14 protein-coding genes are annotated in these 15,806 nt (G+C 68.5%); 5 read left to right on the top strand and 9 right to left on the bottom strand.

Going from position 1 to position 15,806, the window contains the following annotated elements:
- Nucleotides 1-3: 3 nt before the first annotated feature.
- Nucleotides 4-1,038, bottom strand: coding sequence for an aminoglycoside phosphotransferase family protein (locus ACW4E8_RS02880; RefSeq protein WP_456803142.1), 1,035 nt, complete (start codon nt 1,036-1,038; stop codon nt 4-6).
- Nucleotides 1,039-1,248: 210 nt separating this feature from the next.
- On the opposite strand from ACW4E8_RS02880, the gene ACW4E8_RS02875 reads away from it, so the two are divergent.
- From ACW4E8_RS02875 to trpS, 5 genes are read left to right on the top strand one after another with little or no spacing between them, the layout of a single operon-like run.
- Nucleotides 1,249-3,690 (top strand): LPS-assembly protein LptD, encoded by a 2,442-nt coding sequence (locus tag ACW4E8_RS02875; RefSeq protein WP_456803141.1) that lies wholly within the window; start codon nt 1,249-1,251, stop codon nt 3,688-3,690.
- A 9-nt stretch (nt 3,691-3,699) separates the two neighbouring features.
- On the top strand, nt 3,700-5,175 hold the full coding sequence (locus ACW4E8_RS02870) for a peptidylprolyl isomerase (protein ID WP_456803140.1): 1,476 nt from the start codon (nt 3,700-3,702) through the stop codon (nt 5,173-5,175).
- 27 nt (nt 5,176-5,202) lie between these two features.
- Nucleotides 5,203-6,306, top strand: coding sequence for a 4-hydroxythreonine-4-phosphate dehydrogenase PdxA (gene pdxA, locus ACW4E8_RS02865; protein WP_456803139.1), 1,104 nt, complete (start codon nt 5,203-5,205; stop codon nt 6,304-6,306).
- 17 nt (nt 6,307-6,323) lie between these two features.
- Complete coding sequence (rsmA, locus tag ACW4E8_RS02860) at nt 6,324-7,166, top strand: 16S rRNA (adenine(1518)-N(6)/adenine(1519)-N(6))-dimethyltransferase RsmA (protein WP_018312802.1); 843 nt, start codon at nt 6,324-6,326, stop codon at nt 7,164-7,166.
- 56 nt (nt 7,167-7,222) lie between these two features.
- Nucleotides 7,223-8,257 carry a tryptophan--tRNA ligase gene (gene trpS / locus ACW4E8_RS02855; RefSeq protein WP_456803138.1) on the top strand — a complete coding sequence of 345 codons (1,035 nt, stop codon included), beginning with the start codon at nt 7,223-7,225 and terminating at the stop codon, nt 8,255-8,257.
- Nucleotides 8,258-8,310: 53 nt separating this feature from the next.
- Here trpS and ACW4E8_RS02850 read toward each other — a convergent pair whose 3' ends face one another.
- The 8 genes from ACW4E8_RS02850 to glyQ form a co-directional block, all read right to left on the bottom strand.
- The gene (locus ACW4E8_RS02850; RefSeq protein ID WP_456803137.1) at nt 8,311-9,216 is read right to left on the bottom strand and encodes a DMT family transporter; all 906 of its coding nucleotides are present in this window, start codon (nt 9,214-9,216) and stop codon (nt 8,311-8,313) included.
- Nucleotides 9,217-9,228: 12 nt separating this feature from the next.
- Nucleotides 9,229-9,636 carry a lactoylglutathione lyase gene (gene gloA / locus ACW4E8_RS02845; RefSeq protein ID WP_340519958.1) on the bottom strand — a complete coding sequence of 136 codons (408 nt, stop codon included), beginning with the start codon at nt 9,634-9,636 and terminating at the stop codon, nt 9,229-9,231.
- A gap of 83 nt (nt 9,637-9,719) precedes the next feature.
- A complete protein-coding gene (locus ACW4E8_RS02840) occupies nt 9,720-10,574 on the bottom strand; it encodes a M48 family metallopeptidase (RefSeq protein WP_456803136.1) in 855 nt (284 codons plus the stop codon).
- The gene (locus ACW4E8_RS02835) at nt 10,571-11,335 is read right to left on the bottom strand and encodes a lysophospholipid acyltransferase family protein (RefSeq protein ID WP_456803135.1); all 765 of its coding nucleotides are present in this window, start codon (nt 11,333-11,335) and stop codon (nt 10,571-10,573) included. The genes ACW4E8_RS02840 and ACW4E8_RS02835 overlap by 4 nt, the downstream gene beginning before the upstream one ends.
- 34 nt (nt 11,336-11,369) lie before the next feature.
- Nucleotides 11,370-11,957 carry a D-glycero-beta-D-manno-heptose 1,7-bisphosphate 7-phosphatase gene (gene gmhB, locus ACW4E8_RS02830; RefSeq protein ID WP_456803134.1) on the bottom strand — a complete coding sequence of 196 codons (588 nt, stop codon included), beginning with the start codon at nt 11,955-11,957 and terminating at the stop codon, nt 11,370-11,372.
- A 34-nt stretch (nt 11,958-11,991) separates the two neighbouring features.
- The gene (gene glyS / locus ACW4E8_RS02825) at nt 11,992-14,115 is read right to left on the bottom strand and encodes a glycine--tRNA ligase subunit beta (RefSeq protein WP_456803133.1); all 2,124 of its coding nucleotides are present in this window, start codon (nt 14,113-14,115) and stop codon (nt 11,992-11,994) included.
- A 36-nt stretch (nt 14,116-14,151) separates the two neighbouring features.
- Nucleotides 14,152-14,781 carry a hypothetical protein gene (locus ACW4E8_RS02820; RefSeq protein ID WP_456803132.1) on the bottom strand — a complete coding sequence of 210 codons (630 nt, stop codon included), beginning with the start codon at nt 14,779-14,781 and terminating at the stop codon, nt 14,152-14,154.
- Nucleotides 14,778-15,725, bottom strand: a complete 948-nt coding sequence (gene glyQ / locus ACW4E8_RS02815) for a glycine--tRNA ligase subunit alpha (protein ID WP_456803131.1) — start codon at nt 15,723-15,725, stop codon at nt 14,778-14,780. The genes ACW4E8_RS02820 and glyQ overlap by 4 nt, the downstream gene beginning before the upstream one ends.
- Nucleotides 15,726-15,806: the final 81 nt, after the last annotated feature.

The raw sequence follows: 15,806 nt of genomic DNA, 5'->3' as shown, positions 1-15,806 counted from the left end.
GCGTCAGAACGTGTAGCCGGCCGGGCTGGCCACGCCTTCGAGCGCGTCCAGCAGCCGGATCAGCTTGCGCAGTTCGGTGTAGCGGCCGGCCACCTGGCGGGTGTACTTCATCACCAGCGGCAGGTTGGCCAGGTAGCCGTCCTTGCCGTCGCGGTGGTACAGGCGGGCGAAGATGCCCAGCACCTTGAGGTGGCGCTGCAGGCCCATCCACTCGAAATCGCGATAGAACGCGCCAAAGTCGGCGTTGACCGGCAGGCCGGCCTTGCGCGCGCGCTCCCAGTAGCGGATCAGCCAGTCCAGCTGCTGCTCCTCGTCCCATTCGATATACGCGTCGCGCCACAGCGAGACCGCGTCGTAGGTGATCGGGCCGATCACCGCGTCCTGGAAGTCGAGCACGCCCGGATTGGCGCCGCCGTCGAGCACCATCAGGTTGCGCGAGTGGAAATCGCGGTGCACGTAGACCTGCGGCTGCGCAAGAATATTGGCGAGTAGCGTTTCAGTCACTTCGTGCAGGTCAGCCTGCTGGGCCTCGGTCAGGGTGGCGCCCAGGTGCCTGGCCACGTACCACTGCGGGAACAGGTCGAGCTCGCGCTGCAGCAGCGCGCGGTCGTAGGCCGGCAGCTCGCCGGGGCGGGTGGCGGCCTGGATGCGGACCAGCGCGGCGGCCGCGTCGGCGTACATGCCGTGGGCGGTGGAATCATCGAGCCGCGACAGGTAGGTCTGGTTGCCAAGGTCGGCCAGCAGCAGGAAACCCTGCTCCAGGTCCTGCGCCAGCACGGTCGGCACGGTCACGCCGGCCGCGCCGAACAGCCCGCACACATGGATGAACGGGCGGCAGTCCTCGTGCGCCGGCGGCGCGTCCATCACGATGGTGGTGGGATGCGCCGGATGGCCGGTGCTGACGCGGAAATAGCGCCGGAAGCTGGCGTCGGCCGAGGCGGGGGCGCAGGAATCGGGATCGGCGGACCATGCCGGGCCAAGTCCGGATACCCAGGCCTTGAGCTGGTCCAGGCGCGGGTCGTGGGGGAGAGCTGCCATACAGATACGTGTGGGGAACGGGCGCAGAGTGGAAATGAAACCGAAAGTAAGCGGGAAGGGGACCCTAGGTTGCCCCGTATAATACCCGACCAGACCCGGGCGCCGGGTGGCCCCCGGGAGGGGCCATTCGCTGCCCCGCAGCCTGCTCCGGCGGGGGCTGGCGGCTTGCAGGCGGGCCGCAGCCGACGCCGAGACTGACAACCCGTGCGAATGACCGAACAACAACGATCACCGAACAACAGGGCCTTGCCTTCGCCTGCCCCAACCAGCGTTCCTGCCCGAGCCAGGCGCGCCGGCGGCCTGCACGCGGGCGCGCTGCGGCCGCTGGTGCTGGCCATGGCCAGCCTGTCGGCCGGCGCACACGCGCAGATGTCCGGTTCGGCGATCCCCGATCTCGACCAGGTCGAGCCGGTGTTCGAAGCCGTGCCGAAAGCGCCGCCGCTTCCCATGGAATCCGGCGAACTGGTGCCGCGGCTTGCCGAACCCGGCAAACAGTCTGACGCCGGCTCCGGCGCCCCGACCTTTATCGAGGCCGACCGCATGACCGGCTACAGCGAGCGTGGCGTCGAGCTGGAAGGCCATGCCGAGCTGCGCCGTGACGGCGGTGCGATCAAGGGCGACAAGCTGACCTACGACCAGGACACCGACGAAGCCTTTGCGCAGGGCAATGTGCGCATGTCGCGCAGCGGCACGCTGGCGGTCGGCCCCGAGGCGCGGATGAAAGTCGAGGCCAACGAAGGCTACATGCTGTCGCCGGACTATTATTTCCAGCAGACCGGCGGCTCGGGCAAGGCCGAGCGCATCGACTTCCTGGACAAGGACCGCAGCACCGCCAGGCACGCGTCATACACCACCTGTTCGCCGGACAACGCCGACTGGTATTTCAGCGCGAACCGGATCGACCTGGACAACGACCGCCAGGTGGGCGTGGCCTACGGCGGCGTGCTGAACTTCTTCGGCGTGCCGATCGCGGCGGCGCCGGCGTTCAGCTTTCCGCTGAACGACGACCGCCGCAGCGGTTTCCTGCCGCCGCTGATGGGCTACGGCTCGCGTTCGGGCTTCGACCTGACCACGCCGTACTACGTCAACATTGCGCCGAACCGCGACCTGACCATCTATCCGCGGCTGATGACGGAGCGCGGCCTGCAGCTCGGCGGCGAGTACCGTTACCTTGGCCAGGGCTACAACGGGCGCCTGCGCGCCGAGTTCCTGCCGGACGACAAGAAGACCAATTCGAACCGCTGGGCCTACTCGATCCAGCATAACCAGAACCTGGCCAAGGGTCTCAATGCCTACCTGAATGTGAACCGGGTATCGGACGACCAGTACCCGGACGACTTCAACCGCAGCGTTGCGCAATCAACGTTGCGCCAGTACACGCAGGAAGGCGGCGTTACCTATAACTGGCAGGATTTCACGTTCCTGGCTCGGGTGCAGAAGTTCCAGACGCTGCGCCCAAGCGAGCCGTCGTACGAGCGCGTGCCGCAGCTCAACGGCAAGTACATCCGCTATGACCTGGGCGGCTTCGACGTGCAGGTGGAAGCGGACTACACGCGCTTCCGCATTCCGCTGACGTCCACGGGCTTCCAGCAGCCGCAGGGCGAGCGCATGTATATCCAGCCGAGCATCAGCTACCCGATCGTGCGGGCGGGCTGGTACGTGACGCCGAAGGTCACCTTCAACGCGACCCAGTACCAGATGGAGGCGGCCTCCAACACGCCTACGGTGCAGAATAATTTCTCACGCGTGCTGCCGACCATGAGCCTGGACTCGGGCATGACGTTCGAGCGCGAGGCACCGACTGTCAGCCGCCTGTTCGGCGTGAACTATGTGCAGACGCTGGAGCCGCGCCTGTTCTACGTGTACACCCCGTTCCGCGACCAGAGCCAGTTCCCGCTGTTCGACACGGTGCAGTCCGACTTCGGCTACGGGCAGATCTTCAGCGAGAACCCGTTCACCGGCTACGACCGCGTCGCCGACAACAACAAGCTGACCGGTGGCGTGACCACGCGCCTGATCGAGGCCGACACCGGGATCGAGCGCTTCCGCGGCACCATCGCGCAGCGCTACGACTTCACCGGCCAGCGCGTGCAGATCAACGGCACGCTGGCGGATCCCAAGGCGGGTTTCTCGGACCTGCTGGCGGCCACCACCATCCAGATGTTCCGCGGCTACTACCTGGACGCGGGCGTGCAGTACAACCCGGACAGCGACCGGATCAACTACGGCAACGTGGCGCTCTCTTACCGGCCCGAGTCGCGCAAGGTGATTAACGCAGGCTACCGCTACCGCCGCCCGACCTCGGTGACCGACAACACCGCGATCGACCAGTTCGAGGTGTCAAGCCAGTGGCCGATCACGCGCCGTGCCTACGGCATCGCACGCTTTGCCTTCGACCTGACCGCAAGCCAGATGGTCGATGCGCTGGCCGGCGTCGAGTACGCCGCCGACTGCTGGGTTGGCCGCGTGGTCTACCAGCGCTTCCGCAACACCACGAATGGCTACACCGGGCGGGTCTTCCTGCAGGTGGAGCTCCGTGGCCTTTCCAAGATCGGTTCCAACCCGTTGAATATCCTGCGCCTGAACGTGCCCGGCTATGAGCCCGTGTCGGCCAAGCCGGTGCCGACGACCCAGTTCGATCACTATGAATGACGGATTACGATGAAACGTCAAGAATTCGCCGTGTTTTCCTTTCTCCTGACGTCCTGGCACCGCTTGCTGCTGCCGGCCGTGCTGGCCGCCATGACGGTGCCGGCTGCCGCGCAACTCAAGGCGCCCGGGACGGCCCCGCGCTCCAGCGGCATCTTCGTGCCGCAGGCGTCTGACGTCGCGGCGCCGTCGAGCCAGCCCAAGCTGGGCGTGCCGCAGGCCGGCGGCCAGAAGCGTTCGCAACTGGTCGACGAAGTGGTCGCGGTCGTCAACAACAGCGTGATCACGCGGCGTGAGCTGCTCGACCGTGCCGACGAAATCGAAGGCCAGCTGCGTGCCGCCGGCCGCCCGGTGCCTGCGCGCGCCGACCTGCTGGGCGAGGTGCTCGAGCGCCTGGTGATGGAGCGCGTGCAGACCCAGGCCGCACAGGAAGCCGGCATCCGCGTGACCGACCAGGAAATCGACCGCGCCATCGAATCGGTGGCGCAGCAGAACCGGCTGAATGCGGCCGAGCTGCGCCGCCGCGTCGAGGCCAGCGGCATGACCTGGACCAAGTACCGCGAGGAACTGCGCAAGCAGGTGCAGGTGATCCGCCTGCGCGAGCGCGAGGTCGATTCCAAGGTGCAGGTCTACGACGGCGAGATCGACAACTACCTGGCGGCCCGCGGCGGCCAGGGCGCCGCCAGCGGCCCCGCCGAGTACAACGTGGCGCAGATCCTCGTGCGTGTGCCCGAGAATGCCTCGGACGCACAGAAGCAGGCGCAGCGCGCCAAGGCCGAAGGGCTGCTCAAGCAGGCCCAGGGCGGTGCCGACTTCGCGCAGCTGGCGCAGGCCAACTCCGAGGGCGCCGAGGCGGCCCAGGGCGGCGCGATGGGCTTCCGCGAGATCGGCCGCCTGCCGGCACAGTTCGCCAACGCCGTGGTCGACCTGCAGGCTGGCGGCGTGGCGCCGCAGGTGGTGGAAAGCGCCGCGGGCTTCCATGTGGTCAAGCTGGTGGCCAGGCGCGCGGCGCCGGCATCCAGCCCGGCCGCGGCCTCGAAGATCACCCAGACCCAGGTGCGCCACATCCTGATCCGCACCGGCCCCAACATGCCCGAGGCCGAGGCGCGCCGCCAGCTCGGCACGCTGCGCGACCGCATCACCCACGGCGGCGATTTTGCCGACGCGGCCAAGCGCTTCTCGCAGGACGGCTCGGCGCAGAACGGCGGCGACCTCGGCTGGGTGTCGCCGGGCGAGCTGGTGCCCGAGTTCGAGCAGGCCATGAGCCGCCTGCGCCCGAACGAGATCTCGGAGCCGGTGGTCACGCAGTTCGGCGTGCACCTGATCCAGGTGCTCAACCGGCGCGAGACCGAGATGTCGCCCGAGAAGCAGCGCGACTTCGCCCGTGCCGAAGTCCGCGAACAGAAGCTGCGCGCAGCCTATGATGACTGGGTGCGCCAGCTGCGTTCGCAGGCGTACGTGGAGTACCGGGTAAACCGGCAGCGCTGAAGCGCCGGCCCCCCGAGCTGACCTGATATGCCCGACCCGCTAGCCCTTGCCATCTCGACCGGAGAACCCGCCGGCATCGGTCCCGATATCACCATCGGGGCGTTGCTGCAGCTGGCGGGCGCCAACAATGGTGTCGGCGGCGGCCAATACCGCTTCCATGTGCTGGGCGATGCCCGCCTGCTGGCCGATCGCGCCGCGGCGCTGGGCGCCACGCACGCCTGGGAGCGGCGCATTGCCGACGGCGACGTGATCGTCGAGGACATCCCGCTGGCGGTCGCGTGCGAGGCCGGGCGGCTCGACGCGCGCAACGGCCCCTATGTGCTGAAGCTGCTCGATGCCGCCATCCGCGGCTGCCGCGCGCGCGGCAAGGCCGCGCCCCGGTATGCCGCAATGATCACGGCGCCGGTGCAGAAGAGCACCATCAACGACGCCGGCGTGCCCTTCACCGGCCATACCGAATACCTGGCCGACAGCGCCCGCGTGCCGCGCGTGGTGATGATGCTGGCCGGCCCGCAGCCCGCGCATGACGGGGCCATGCTGCGCGTGGCGCTGGCCACCACCCACCTGCCGCTGCGCGCGGTGCCCGATGCGCTGTCCGTGCCGCTGCTGGTGCAGACGCTGTCGATCATCGATGCCGACCTGCGCCGCTACTTCGGCATCTTGCGGCCGCGCATCCTGGTCACGGGCCTGAACCCGCATGCCGGCGAAAGCGGCCATATGGGCCGCGAAGAGATCGACATCATCACGCCCGCGCTGGCGCAGGCAAAAGATGCCGGCATCGACGCGCGCGGGCCCTTTCCGGCCGACACGCTGTTCCAGCCGCGCCACCTGCGCGATGCCGACTGCGTGCTGGCGATGTACCATGACCAGGGGCTGGCGCCACTGAAATACGGCACCTTCGGCCACGGCGTGAATATCACGCTGGGGCTGCCCTTTATCCGCACCTCGGTGGACCATGGCACCGCGCTCGACCTTGCCGGCACCGGCCAGGCCGAACACGGCAGCATGATCGAGGCCATCCGCAGTGCGGTCACCATGGCCGGCCACGCCAATGGCCGGCGCCCTGGCAGCAACGGTGCCACGGGCAGCCATCCTGGCCACACCCATTCCGGCCTGCAGCCGCCATGCTGAAGCTGGACGAATAACCCATGCGTTCAAACGTGCACCAGGGCCATGTGGCCCGCAAACGATTCGGGCAGAACTTCCTGGTCGACGACACCATCATCCACGGCATCGTCAATGCCATCAGCCCGCAGGCCGACGACGTGCTGGTCGAGATCGGGCCCGGCCTGGGCGCGCTGACCGACCCGCTGCTCGAACGGATCCCGCAGATGCAGGTGGTGGAGCTGGACCGCGACCTGGTCGAGCGCCTGCGCCGCCGCTATGGCGAGCGCCTGCAGGTCCACGCCGGCGATGCGCTGGCGTTTGATTTCGACAAGCTCGCCGTGCCAGGCCGCCCGCTGCGCATCGTCGGCAACCTGCCATACAACATCTCCAGCCCGCTGCTGTTCCACCTGATGGACTTCGCCGACCAGGTGCGCGACCAGCACTTCATGCTGCAGAAAGAGGTGGTGGAGCGCATGGTGGCCGAGCCCGGCAGCAAGGCCTTCGGCCGGCTCTCGATCATGCTGCAGGTCCGCTACTACATGGAACACGTGCTGGACGTGCCGCCGGGCGCCTTCAACCCGCCGCCCAAGGTCGATTCCGCCGTGGTCCGCATGATCCCGTGGCCGCGCCACAGCGACGGCCGGCTGCGTTCGCCGCATGCCGATTGCGACATCACCGTGCTGGGCGACGTGGTCACCGCGGCGTTCTCGCAGCGGCGCAAGGTGCTGCGCAACACGCTCTCGTTCCTGCGCGACCAGGTCGACTTCGATGCGATGGGCTTCGACCTTGGCCGCCGCGCCGAGGAAGTGCCCGTCGGCGAGTATGTCGAACTGGCCCGGCGCCTGGGTGGTACGCCATCCGGCCAGGCCGGACAGGCCGCCTGAGGCCCGCGCATCCCGAATTCCGAATTTCCCGCGACTATTTCGTGCAAGACCGTCCCATGACAGCCCAGACCCAAACCAACCGGCGTCCCGTGATCCTGACCGGCGACCGTCCCACCGGCCCGCTGCACCTTGGCCACTATGTCGGCTCGCTGAAGAGCCGCGTGGCGCTGCAGGACTCGCATGAGCAATACGTGCTGCTGGCCGACACCCAGGCCATGACCGACAACGCGCACGATCCCGACAAGGTGCGCCGCAACGTGCTGGAAGTGGCGCTGGACTACCTGGCCGTCGGTATCGACCCGGCCAAGACCACCATCACCGTGCAGTCGCACCTGCCGGCGCTGGCCGAGCTGACGCTGATGTACCTGAACTTCGTCACGGTGGCGCGGCTTGAGCGCAACCCGACCATCAAGGACGAGATCCAGGCGCGTGGCTTTGGCCGTGACATCCCGGCCGGCTTCCTGTGCTACCCGGCATCGCAGGCCGCGGACATCACTGCCTTCAAGGCCCACGTGGTGCCGGTGGGCGAAGACCAGGCGCCGCTGATCGAGCAGACCAACGAGATCGTGCGCCGCATCAACCACCAGGTCGGCCGCGAAGTGCTGCCCGAATGCAAGGCCCTGATCCCCGAGTTCGGCCGCCTGCCTGGCGTGGACGGCAAGGCCAAGATGAGCAAGTCGCTGGGCAACGCGATCGCGCTGGGGGCCTCGCCCGAGCAGATCAAGGCCGCGGTGCACAGCATGTACACCGACCCCAACCACCTGCGCGTGTCGGACCCGGGCCAGGTCGAGGGCAACGTGGTGTTCACCTACCTGGATGCGTTCGACCCCAACACCGAGGAAGTCAAGGCGCTGAAGGAGCACTACCAGCAGGGCGGCCTGGGCGACATGGTGCTCAAGCGCCGCATCGAGGGCATCCTGCAGGACATGCTGGCCCCGATCCGCGCGCGCCGCGAAGAACTGGCCAAGGATCCGGACTATGTGTTGGACATCCTGCGCCAGGGCACCGCGAAGGCGCGCGCACTGACCCAGCAGACGCTGGACGAAGTGCGCGACGCGCTCGGCATGTTCTCGTTCGAGGCACGCCGCTGAGCGCCAGGAAGCGGCGGCTCCGGGCCGCCACCGTATTGCGGTAGCCGCGCCGCTCAGGCGCGGCGATTGACCAGCACGATCCCCGCCAGCACCAGCACGGCCGCCACGGCAAAGCGCGCGCCCACCGCGTCGTGCATCAGCACCACGCCGAAGGCGACCCCGAACAGCGGCGTCAGGAAGGAAAACACCGACAGCCGCGACGCCAGGTAGCGCCGCAGCAGCCAGAACCAGGCCAGGTAGCTGGCAAACGCGATCAGCACTGACTGGTAGAACAGGCTCGCCAGCACCACCCCGTCGATCTGCACGGTTGCGGTCTGGCCGGCGGCCACCGCCATCGCCAGCAGCATCACCGCGGACACCGCCAGCTGGTACAGCAGGGTCTTGCTGGCCGGGGCGCTGGCCAGCGGGCTGGCGCGCACCACCACGGTGGTGGCGGCCCACAGTGCGCCGGCGAGGATGCCAAGCGCATCGCCCAGCAGCGTGCTGCCCTGCGCCGATGGCGCGGCAATGCCATCGGCAAAGGCCAGCGCCATGCCCGCAAACGCGAGTGCCACGCCCAGCCATTGCCCGGTGTGCAACCGCTCGCCCGGCACCGCGAAATGCAGTCCCAGCGCGGTGAAGATCGGCGCGGTGTACAGGAACACCGCCATGCGCGAGGCCGTGGTGTGGCCCAGGCCGACGAAGATGCAGAAGAACTCCGCGCCGAACAGCAGCCCGGCCAGCAAGCCCGCGTTCAGCGTGCCGTCGCGCCGCCACAGCGGCGTGCCGCGCCAGGCGGCAAAACCGAACACCAGCAACGCCGCCACCGCCGAGCGCACGCCGGCCTGCAGCACCGCGCCCATCAGCGGCGCGGTGACCTTGATCACCACCTGCTGCAGGCCCCAGGCGGCGCACAGCACCACCATCAGGCCCACGGCGATGCCGTCGAGCGGCTGCCGGGTCAGGGTTTGCGTGCTCATGGCCAGCGTCCGTCAGGGACGGCTGGCGTCGCGGGTGGAATGGCGCTCGATCAGCTCGATCTTGTAGCCGTCCGGGTCTTCGACAAAGGCGATCACGGTGGTGCCGCCCTTGACCGGGCCGGCTTCGCGCGCGACCTTGCCGCCGGCGGCGCGGATGCGCTCGCAGGCGGCCGCGGCATCGTCGGTTTCCAGCGCGATATGGCCGTAGGCCGTGCCCAGGTCATATTGGTCGACGCCGTAGTTGTAGGTCAGCTCCAGCACCGCGGTCTCGCTCTCGGGGCCGTAGCCGACGAAGGCGAGGCGGTACTTGTACTCAGGGTTGTCGCTCTGGCGCAGCAGCTGCATGCCGAGCACGCGGGTGTAGAAATCGATGGAGCGCTGCATGTCGCCGACGCGCAGCATGGTGTGGAGGAGTCGCATTTGAGGGCCTTCAACTGTTTTAGGTATAGGAAGGCGCCATTTTAGTGCGTTTGGCCGAAACGTACCGGCCCGCTCCCGCCCGCTCAGAAGGTCGGCAACAGCTCGGGCGGGTGTGCCCGCAGTTGCGCGCGCGCATCGCGGAACTCGGGGAAGATCGATTCCACGGTCTGCCAGAAGCGCGGGCCGTGGTTCATTTCCCTCAGGTGCGCCAGCTCGTGCGCGGCGACATAGTCGATCATCGACAGCGGGAAATGCATCAGGCGCCAGTTCAGCCGGATCTTGCCGTCGGCGGTGCAGCTGCCCCAGCGCGTGGCGGCCGAGGTCAGCGCAAAGCCGGTGTGGCGCACGCCCAGCTTGTCAGCATAGATATCGAGCCGCTCGGCCAGCAGCCGGCGCGCCTGCTGCTGCAGCCAGCCCTGCACGCGGTCCTTGATCTGCTGCTCGTCGGCATGGCCCGGCAGCGCCAGGTGCAGCACGCGGCGGTCGGCATCGAACAGCAGCGCGCCGAGCGGCGACTCCAGCGACAGCGTCAGCGGCTGCCCCAGGAAGGGCAGGCTGGCGCCGTCGCGCCATTGCACCGTGGGCAGGATGCGGCGCGACTCGCGGTGGCGCCACTCGCCCAGCTTGTTGAAGATCCAGCGCTGTTTTTCCAGGATGGCCGACTCGATGTCCGCCAGCGTGACCCAGCGCGGCGCCGTGATCGACAGGCCGCGGTCGTCGATGGTGAAGCCGATGGTGCGGCGCGCCGAGCGCTTGAGCGTGTAGTGCAGCGGCCGTTCGCCGATACGCAGCAGGCGTGCGTTGGGTTGCGGCACCGGCCATGCGGGCTGCTGCGGGGGCTCTTGTGCAAGCGGGGCCGCAGGCTGCGGCGCCTGGGCGGACTCCGCCAGCGGCAGCTCCAGCTGCGCGCCGTCGGCGTCGGGTCGCAGCAGCTTCATGCGGCGGGCCCGCCCGGGGCCGCGCCCCGGTAGCTCTGCGGATCGATGCGGCGCATGTCGCGCTCGATCCATTCCGCCACCTCCTGGTTGAGCTGGTCTGCGGTCTTGTTGGCCGAAGCGATCGCCGGGCCGACCGAGATCGTCACCATGCCCGGGCGCTTCAGGAACGAATTGCGCGGCCACACCCGGCCCGAGTTGACCGCCATCGGCAGCACCCAGGCGCCGGTTTCCACCGCCAGGCGCGCGCCGCCGCTCTTGTAGCGCGCCTTCTCCAGGCCCGAAGGCGTGCGCGTGCCTTCCGGGAACATGATGATCCAGGCGCCTTCGGCCAGCCGATCGCGGCCCTGGCGCGCGGCCGAGGCGAAGGCGCGGATGCCTTCCCTGCGGTTGATATGGACCATCTTCAGCATGCCCAGCGCCCAGCCGAAGAACGGCACCAGCAGCAGCTCGCGCTTGAACACGAAGCACAGCGGCTTGGGCATCAGCGCCACGTAGGCCACGGTTTCCCAGGCTGACTGGTGCTTGGACAGCAGCACCACCGGCTTGTCGAGCATCACGTCCATATGCTCATGGCCTTCGATGCGGTACTGGATGCCGCAGATGCCGCGCGCGGCCCAGATCACCAGCAGGGGCCAGCCGCGCACGAAGCGGAAGCGCTGGTCGGCATTCATGAACGGGAACACCAGGAAGCAGGCGCACGCGTACGGCGGCGTCAGCACCAGCAGGTACAGCGCAAACAACAGGGAACGGAGAAACGTCATGCGGGGGGCGCGAATAGGGAATGGATGCGGGCGGTCAGCCGGCGCTATGAGTGGGCGGGCGCTGTACGCCGCCGTTGCCGGTCAGCCAGCGCGCAAACGCGCGCAGGTCGTCGTGCACCTGCGTGCCCGGCGGCAGGCCGCCCTGGTTGAGGGTCTTCTGACCCTTGCCGCTGCGTACCAGGTGCGGCGCGCAGCCGATCGCCACGCCGGCTTCCAGGTCGCGCAACGAATCGCCAACGATGGGCACGCCGCGGAGCTCGATGCCGAAGCGCTCGCTGATCTGCTCCAGCATGCCCGGCTTGGGCTTGCGGCAGTCGCAACCGTCCGCGGCGGTATGCGGGCAGAAGAACACCGCGTCGACGCGCCCGCCCGCGCGCGCGAGCAACGTGTGCATCTTCTCGTGCATGGCGTTGAGCGCGCTCATCTCGAACAGCCCGCGGCCGATGCCGGACTGGTTGCTGGCGAGCACCACGCGGTAGCCGGCCTGGTTCAGCGCGGCGATGGCCTCCAGGCTGCCGTCGATCGGCACCCATTCATCGGGCGTCTTGATGAACTGGTCGCTGTCGAGGTTGACCACCCCGTCGCGGTCCAGGATGACAAACTTGGGCGGCGTCTGCGGCATGTGCGGCTCCGGTGGCTGGCGGCGATGGCTGCGATCAGGCGGCCAGCTTGGAGATGTCGGCCACGCGGTTGGCCATCGCATGCAGCGAAGCCAGCAGCGCCAGGCGGTTGGCGCGCAGCTGCGCGTCCTCGGCCATCACCATCACATCATTGAAGAAGCGGTCGACGGCATCGCGCAGCTGGGCCAGGTCGCGCAGCGCGGCGGTGAAATCGCCGCTGGCGAAGGCCGCTTCCACGGCCGGGCGCACGCGCTCGATGGCGGCGTGCAGCGCGCCTTCGGCCTCTTCCCGGAACAGCGCCGGATCGACCGCGCCGACCGGCTCTGTGTTCTTGCGCAGGATGTTGGTGATGCGCTTGTTGGCGGCGGCCAGGGCCTCGGCCTCGGGCAGCGCGGCAAAGGTGCGCACTGCCTCCATGCGGCCCAGGATGTCGTGCAGCTGGTCCGGGCGCAGGCTGACCACGGCCTCGACTTCGTTGGTGGTGTAGCCCTTGTCCTTCAGGTAGCTGCGCACGCGGTCGTACAGGAAGTCGCTGATTGCCTCGGGGGCCGGCTTGACTGCAGCGATGCCGGCAAAGGCCTGCTGCGTCAGCGCCAGCAGCGACGACAGCGACAGCGCCAGCGGCTTTTCGATCAGCATGCGCAGGATACCCAGCGCATGGCGGCGCAGCGCGAACGGGTCCTTCTCGCCGGTGGGCTGCAGGCCGATGCCCCAGATCCCGACCAGGGTCTCGAGCTTGTCGGCCAGCGCCACGGCGGTGCTGACCGCGCCTGCGGGCAACGCATCGCCGGCAAAGCGCGGACGGTAGTGTTCGGAGCAGGCCAGTGCCACGTCTTCGGCTTCGTCGTCGTGGCGGGCATAGTACGTGCCCATGGTGCCCTGCAGCTCGGGGAACTCGCCGACCATATCGGTCAGCAGGTCGGCCTTGGCCAGTTCGGCGCCGCGCATCGCGGCGGCCTTGTCGGTGGGCACGCCGGCGGCGTTGAGCGCATCGGCGATATGGCCGGCGATCTGCTGCAGGCGCTGCACGCGGTCCAGCTGGGTGCCGATCTTGTTGTGGTAGACCACGCTGGCCAGCTGCGGCACGCGCGACGCCAGCGTCTTCTTGCGGTCCTGGTCGAAGAAGAACTTGGCATCGGCCAGGCGCGGGCGCACCACGCGCTCGTTGCCGGTGATGATCGACTGCGGCGTCTCGGTGGCCAGGTTCGACACGATCAGGAAGCGGTTGCGCAGGTGGCCGTCGGCATCGGTCAGCGCAAAGTACTTCTGGTTGGTCTGCATGGTCAGGATCAGGCATTCCTGCGGCACCGCCAGGAAGGCTTCCTCGAAATGGCAGGCATAGACCACCGGCCATTCCACCAGCGAATTGACTTCATCGAGCAGCGACTCGGGCATGATCACCTGGTCGGCGCCGGCTTCCTTGAGCAGCGCGGTGCGCATGCGCTCGCGGCGCTCGGCGTAGCTGGCCACCACGCGGCCGGCGGATTCCAGCTGCTGCGCATAGTCATTGGCATGCGCGATCTCGATCACGCCATGCGACAGGAAGCGGTGGCCCTGGGTCAGGTTGCTGGCCTGCAGCCCCAGCAGCGTCACCGGCAGGATCTCGGCGCCGAACAGTGCGATCAGGCTGTGCGCCGGGCGCACGAAATGCACCGTGCTGCCGTCCGGGCGCTGGTAGCTCATGACCTTGGGGATCGGCAGCTTCGCAATGGTGTCTTCCAGCGCTGCCTGCACCGCGGCAGCCAGTTCGGCGCCGCGTGCGGTATAGCGGTAGAAGAAGGCCTCGGCCTTGCCGTCGGAGGCGCGCTCCAGCGACTGCCAGTCAATCTCGGCGACGCCGACCGACTTGGCCAGCGCGGCCAGCTTCTTGGCCAGCGGCGCGGTGGGCTCGCCCTTGGCGTCCAGCGCCACCGACAGCGGCAGGACCTTCTCGCGCTGCTCGCGGTCGGGCGCGCTGCGGCGCACGCCCGACACCAGCGCGGCCACGCGGCGCGGGGTGGCGAACGGCGTCACGGTGGCGCCCGGCTCAAGCAGGTCGCGCTCGCCCAGGCCGGCGAACAGGCCCTGCGCGAAGGCGTCGCCCAGGCGCGCCAGCGCCTTGGGTGGCAGCTCTTCGGTGAACAGTTCGATCAGCAGCGAGTCGGTCATGGGTTGCGACATGAATCGTATCCAACAGGTTGTAGCGCGCGCCGCTTGTCAGCAGCGCGGCGAAAGATTAGGTTCCACTCCGGACAGCAGCCACAGGCCGTTCTGTTGCCGGAATTGCAGCGTGGTGTAGGCGCATTGCGCGGCCGCCGCGGCGCTGGCCGCGCCGTTGCTGCCGCCGCGGCTGCCTGCCGCCGGGAAGCGTGCGTCGATGCGGCGCAGGCGCTTGTCGTAGCGGATCTCGTCGATGCGCCCGCCCACCCAGAAATCGATCTTCGGCGGCAGCTGCGCAGCCGAGTAGTACGTCTTGACCTTGCGGCGCGTGCGGCCGTTGTGGGTTTCCGTCTCGACCCACGTCAGCGGGTAGCGGATCGCGCTTTCATAGGCGCGCAGCGGCACGCGGTGCCAGCCCAGGTCGCGCTGGCCGGACAGGTCGCACGAGAACGAGCGCACCAGTTGCGTCCACTGGTCGAGCGCGTTCAGCGACGTGCGCCATTGGCGTGCCATGGCCAGTTGCAGCGCCTGCGGGTCGGCTTCGCACACATTGCTCAGTTCCGCCGGCAGCAGCAGGACCTGCGCGCTGGGTGCCGCCTGTGCGCGCGCGCCGATGGCATTGCCGGCGGCGGCCAGCGCGGCGATCGCCATGGCGCAGCACAACGCGCTGCGCGCCAGTCGCGTCATGCCCGGGCTCCGCCGTTGCCGCACATCGGGAAGCCGAGGGCCTCGCGCGAGTCGTAGTAGGCCTGCGCCACCTGGCGCGACAGGTTGCGGATGCGGCCGATATACGCCGCGCGCTCGGTCACCGAGATCGCGCCGCGCGCATCGAGCAGGTTGAAGGTGTGGGCGGCCTTGAGCACCTGCTCATAGGCGGGCAGCGCCAGGCGCGTGCGGGCGGTCTGGCCGTCGTCAGCCCCTTCGCCATTGCCCATCAGCCGCTTGGCCTCGCCTTCGTGGTCGGCGAAATGGCGGAACAGGATCTCGGTGTTGCTGTGCTCGAAGTTGTAGGTCGACTGCTCGACTTCGTTCTGGTGGTACACATCGCCGTAGGTCAGGCGGCGCGTCTCGCCGTTCTCGACCCACTCGGTCCAGATCAGGTCAAAGACGTTCTCGACCCTCTGCAGGTACATCGCCAGGCGTTCGATGCCGTAGGTGATCTCGCCGGTGATAGGCTTGCAGTCGATCCCGCCCACCTGCTGGAAGTAGGTGAACTGCGTCACTTCCATGCCGTTGAGCCAGACTTCCCAGCCCAGGCCCCAGGCGCCCAGCGTGGGGTTCTCCCAGTCGTCCTCGACGAAGCGGATGTCGTTCTGCTTCAGGTCCAGGCCAAGCGCCTCGAGCGAGCCCAGGTACAGCTCCAGGATGCTCTCCGGCGCTGGCTTGAGCACCACCTGGTACTGGTAGTAGTGCTGCAGGCGGTTGGGGTTCTCGCCATAGCGGCCATCCTTGGGGCGGCGCGACGGCTGCACGTAGGCGGCACGCCACGGCTCGGGGCCGAGCGCGCGCAGGAAGGTGTGTACGTGGGATGTGCCGGCGCCGACCTCCAGATCGATGGGTTGCAACAGCGCGCAGCCCTGCCGGTCCCAATAGGCCTGCAGGGTCAGAATCATTTGTTGGAAGGTCAGCATATGAAGACTAGGTAGAGGCACCCGGGCGCGGTCGCGGCGCCCGGCATGCAGGCCGCGCAGCGCGTGCCGGAGCCGGCGCAT

This window comes from Cupriavidus sp. CP313 (genome assembly GCF_054072015.1).
Note: the sequence above shows the minus strand (reverse complement) of the source record. Positions and strands in the feature narration are given on the sequence as shown.

Bases quoted from the DNA above. Each gene is read 5' to 3' on its own strand.
- ACW4E8_RS02880 (WP_456803142.1), bottom strand. From the start codon at position 1,038: ATGGCAGCTCTCCCCCACGACCCGCGCCTGGACCAGCTCAAGGCCTGG.
- ACW4E8_RS02875 (WP_456803141.1), top strand. From the start codon at position 1,249: ATGACCGAACAACAACGATCACCGAACAACAGGGCCTTGCCTTCGCCT.
- ACW4E8_RS02870 (WP_456803140.1), top strand. From the start codon at position 3,700: ATGAAACGTCAAGAATTCGCCGTGTTTTCCTTTCTCCTGACGTCCTGG.
- pdxA (WP_456803139.1), top strand. From the start codon at position 5,203: ATGCCCGACCCGCTAGCCCTTGCCATCTCGACCGGAGAACCCGCCGGC.
- rsmA (WP_018312802.1), top strand. From the start codon at position 6,324: ATGCGTTCAAACGTGCACCAGGGCCATGTGGCCCGCAAACGATTCGGG.
- trpS (WP_456803138.1), top strand. From the start codon at position 7,223: ATGACAGCCCAGACCCAAACCAACCGGCGTCCCGTGATCCTGACCGGC.
- ACW4E8_RS02850 (WP_456803137.1), bottom strand. From the start codon at position 9,216: ATGAGCACGCAAACCCTGACCCGGCAGCCGCTCGACGGCATCGCCGTG.
- gloA (WP_340519958.1), bottom strand. From the start codon at position 9,636: ATGCGACTCCTCCACACCATGCTGCGCGTCGGCGACATGCAGCGCTCC.
- ACW4E8_RS02840 (WP_456803136.1), bottom strand. From the start codon at position 10,574: ATGAAGCTGCTGCGACCCGACGCCGACGGCGCGCAGCTGGAGCTGCCG.
- ACW4E8_RS02835 (WP_456803135.1), bottom strand. From the start codon at position 11,335: ATGACGTTTCTCCGTTCCCTGTTGTTTGCGCTGTACCTGCTGGTGCTG.
- gmhB (WP_456803134.1), bottom strand. From the start codon at position 11,957: ATGCCGCAGACGCCGCCCAAGTTTGTCATCCTGGACCGCGACGGGGTG.
- glyS (WP_456803133.1), bottom strand. From the start codon at position 14,115: ATGTCGCAACCCATGACCGACTCGCTGCTGATCGAACTGTTCACCGAA.
- ACW4E8_RS02820 (WP_456803132.1), bottom strand. From the start codon at position 14,781: ATGACGCGACTGGCGCGCAGCGCGTTGTGCTGCGCCATGGCGATCGCC.
- glyQ (WP_456803131.1), bottom strand. From the start codon at position 15,725: ATGCTGACCTTCCAACAAATGATTCTGACCCTGCAGGCCTATTGGGAC.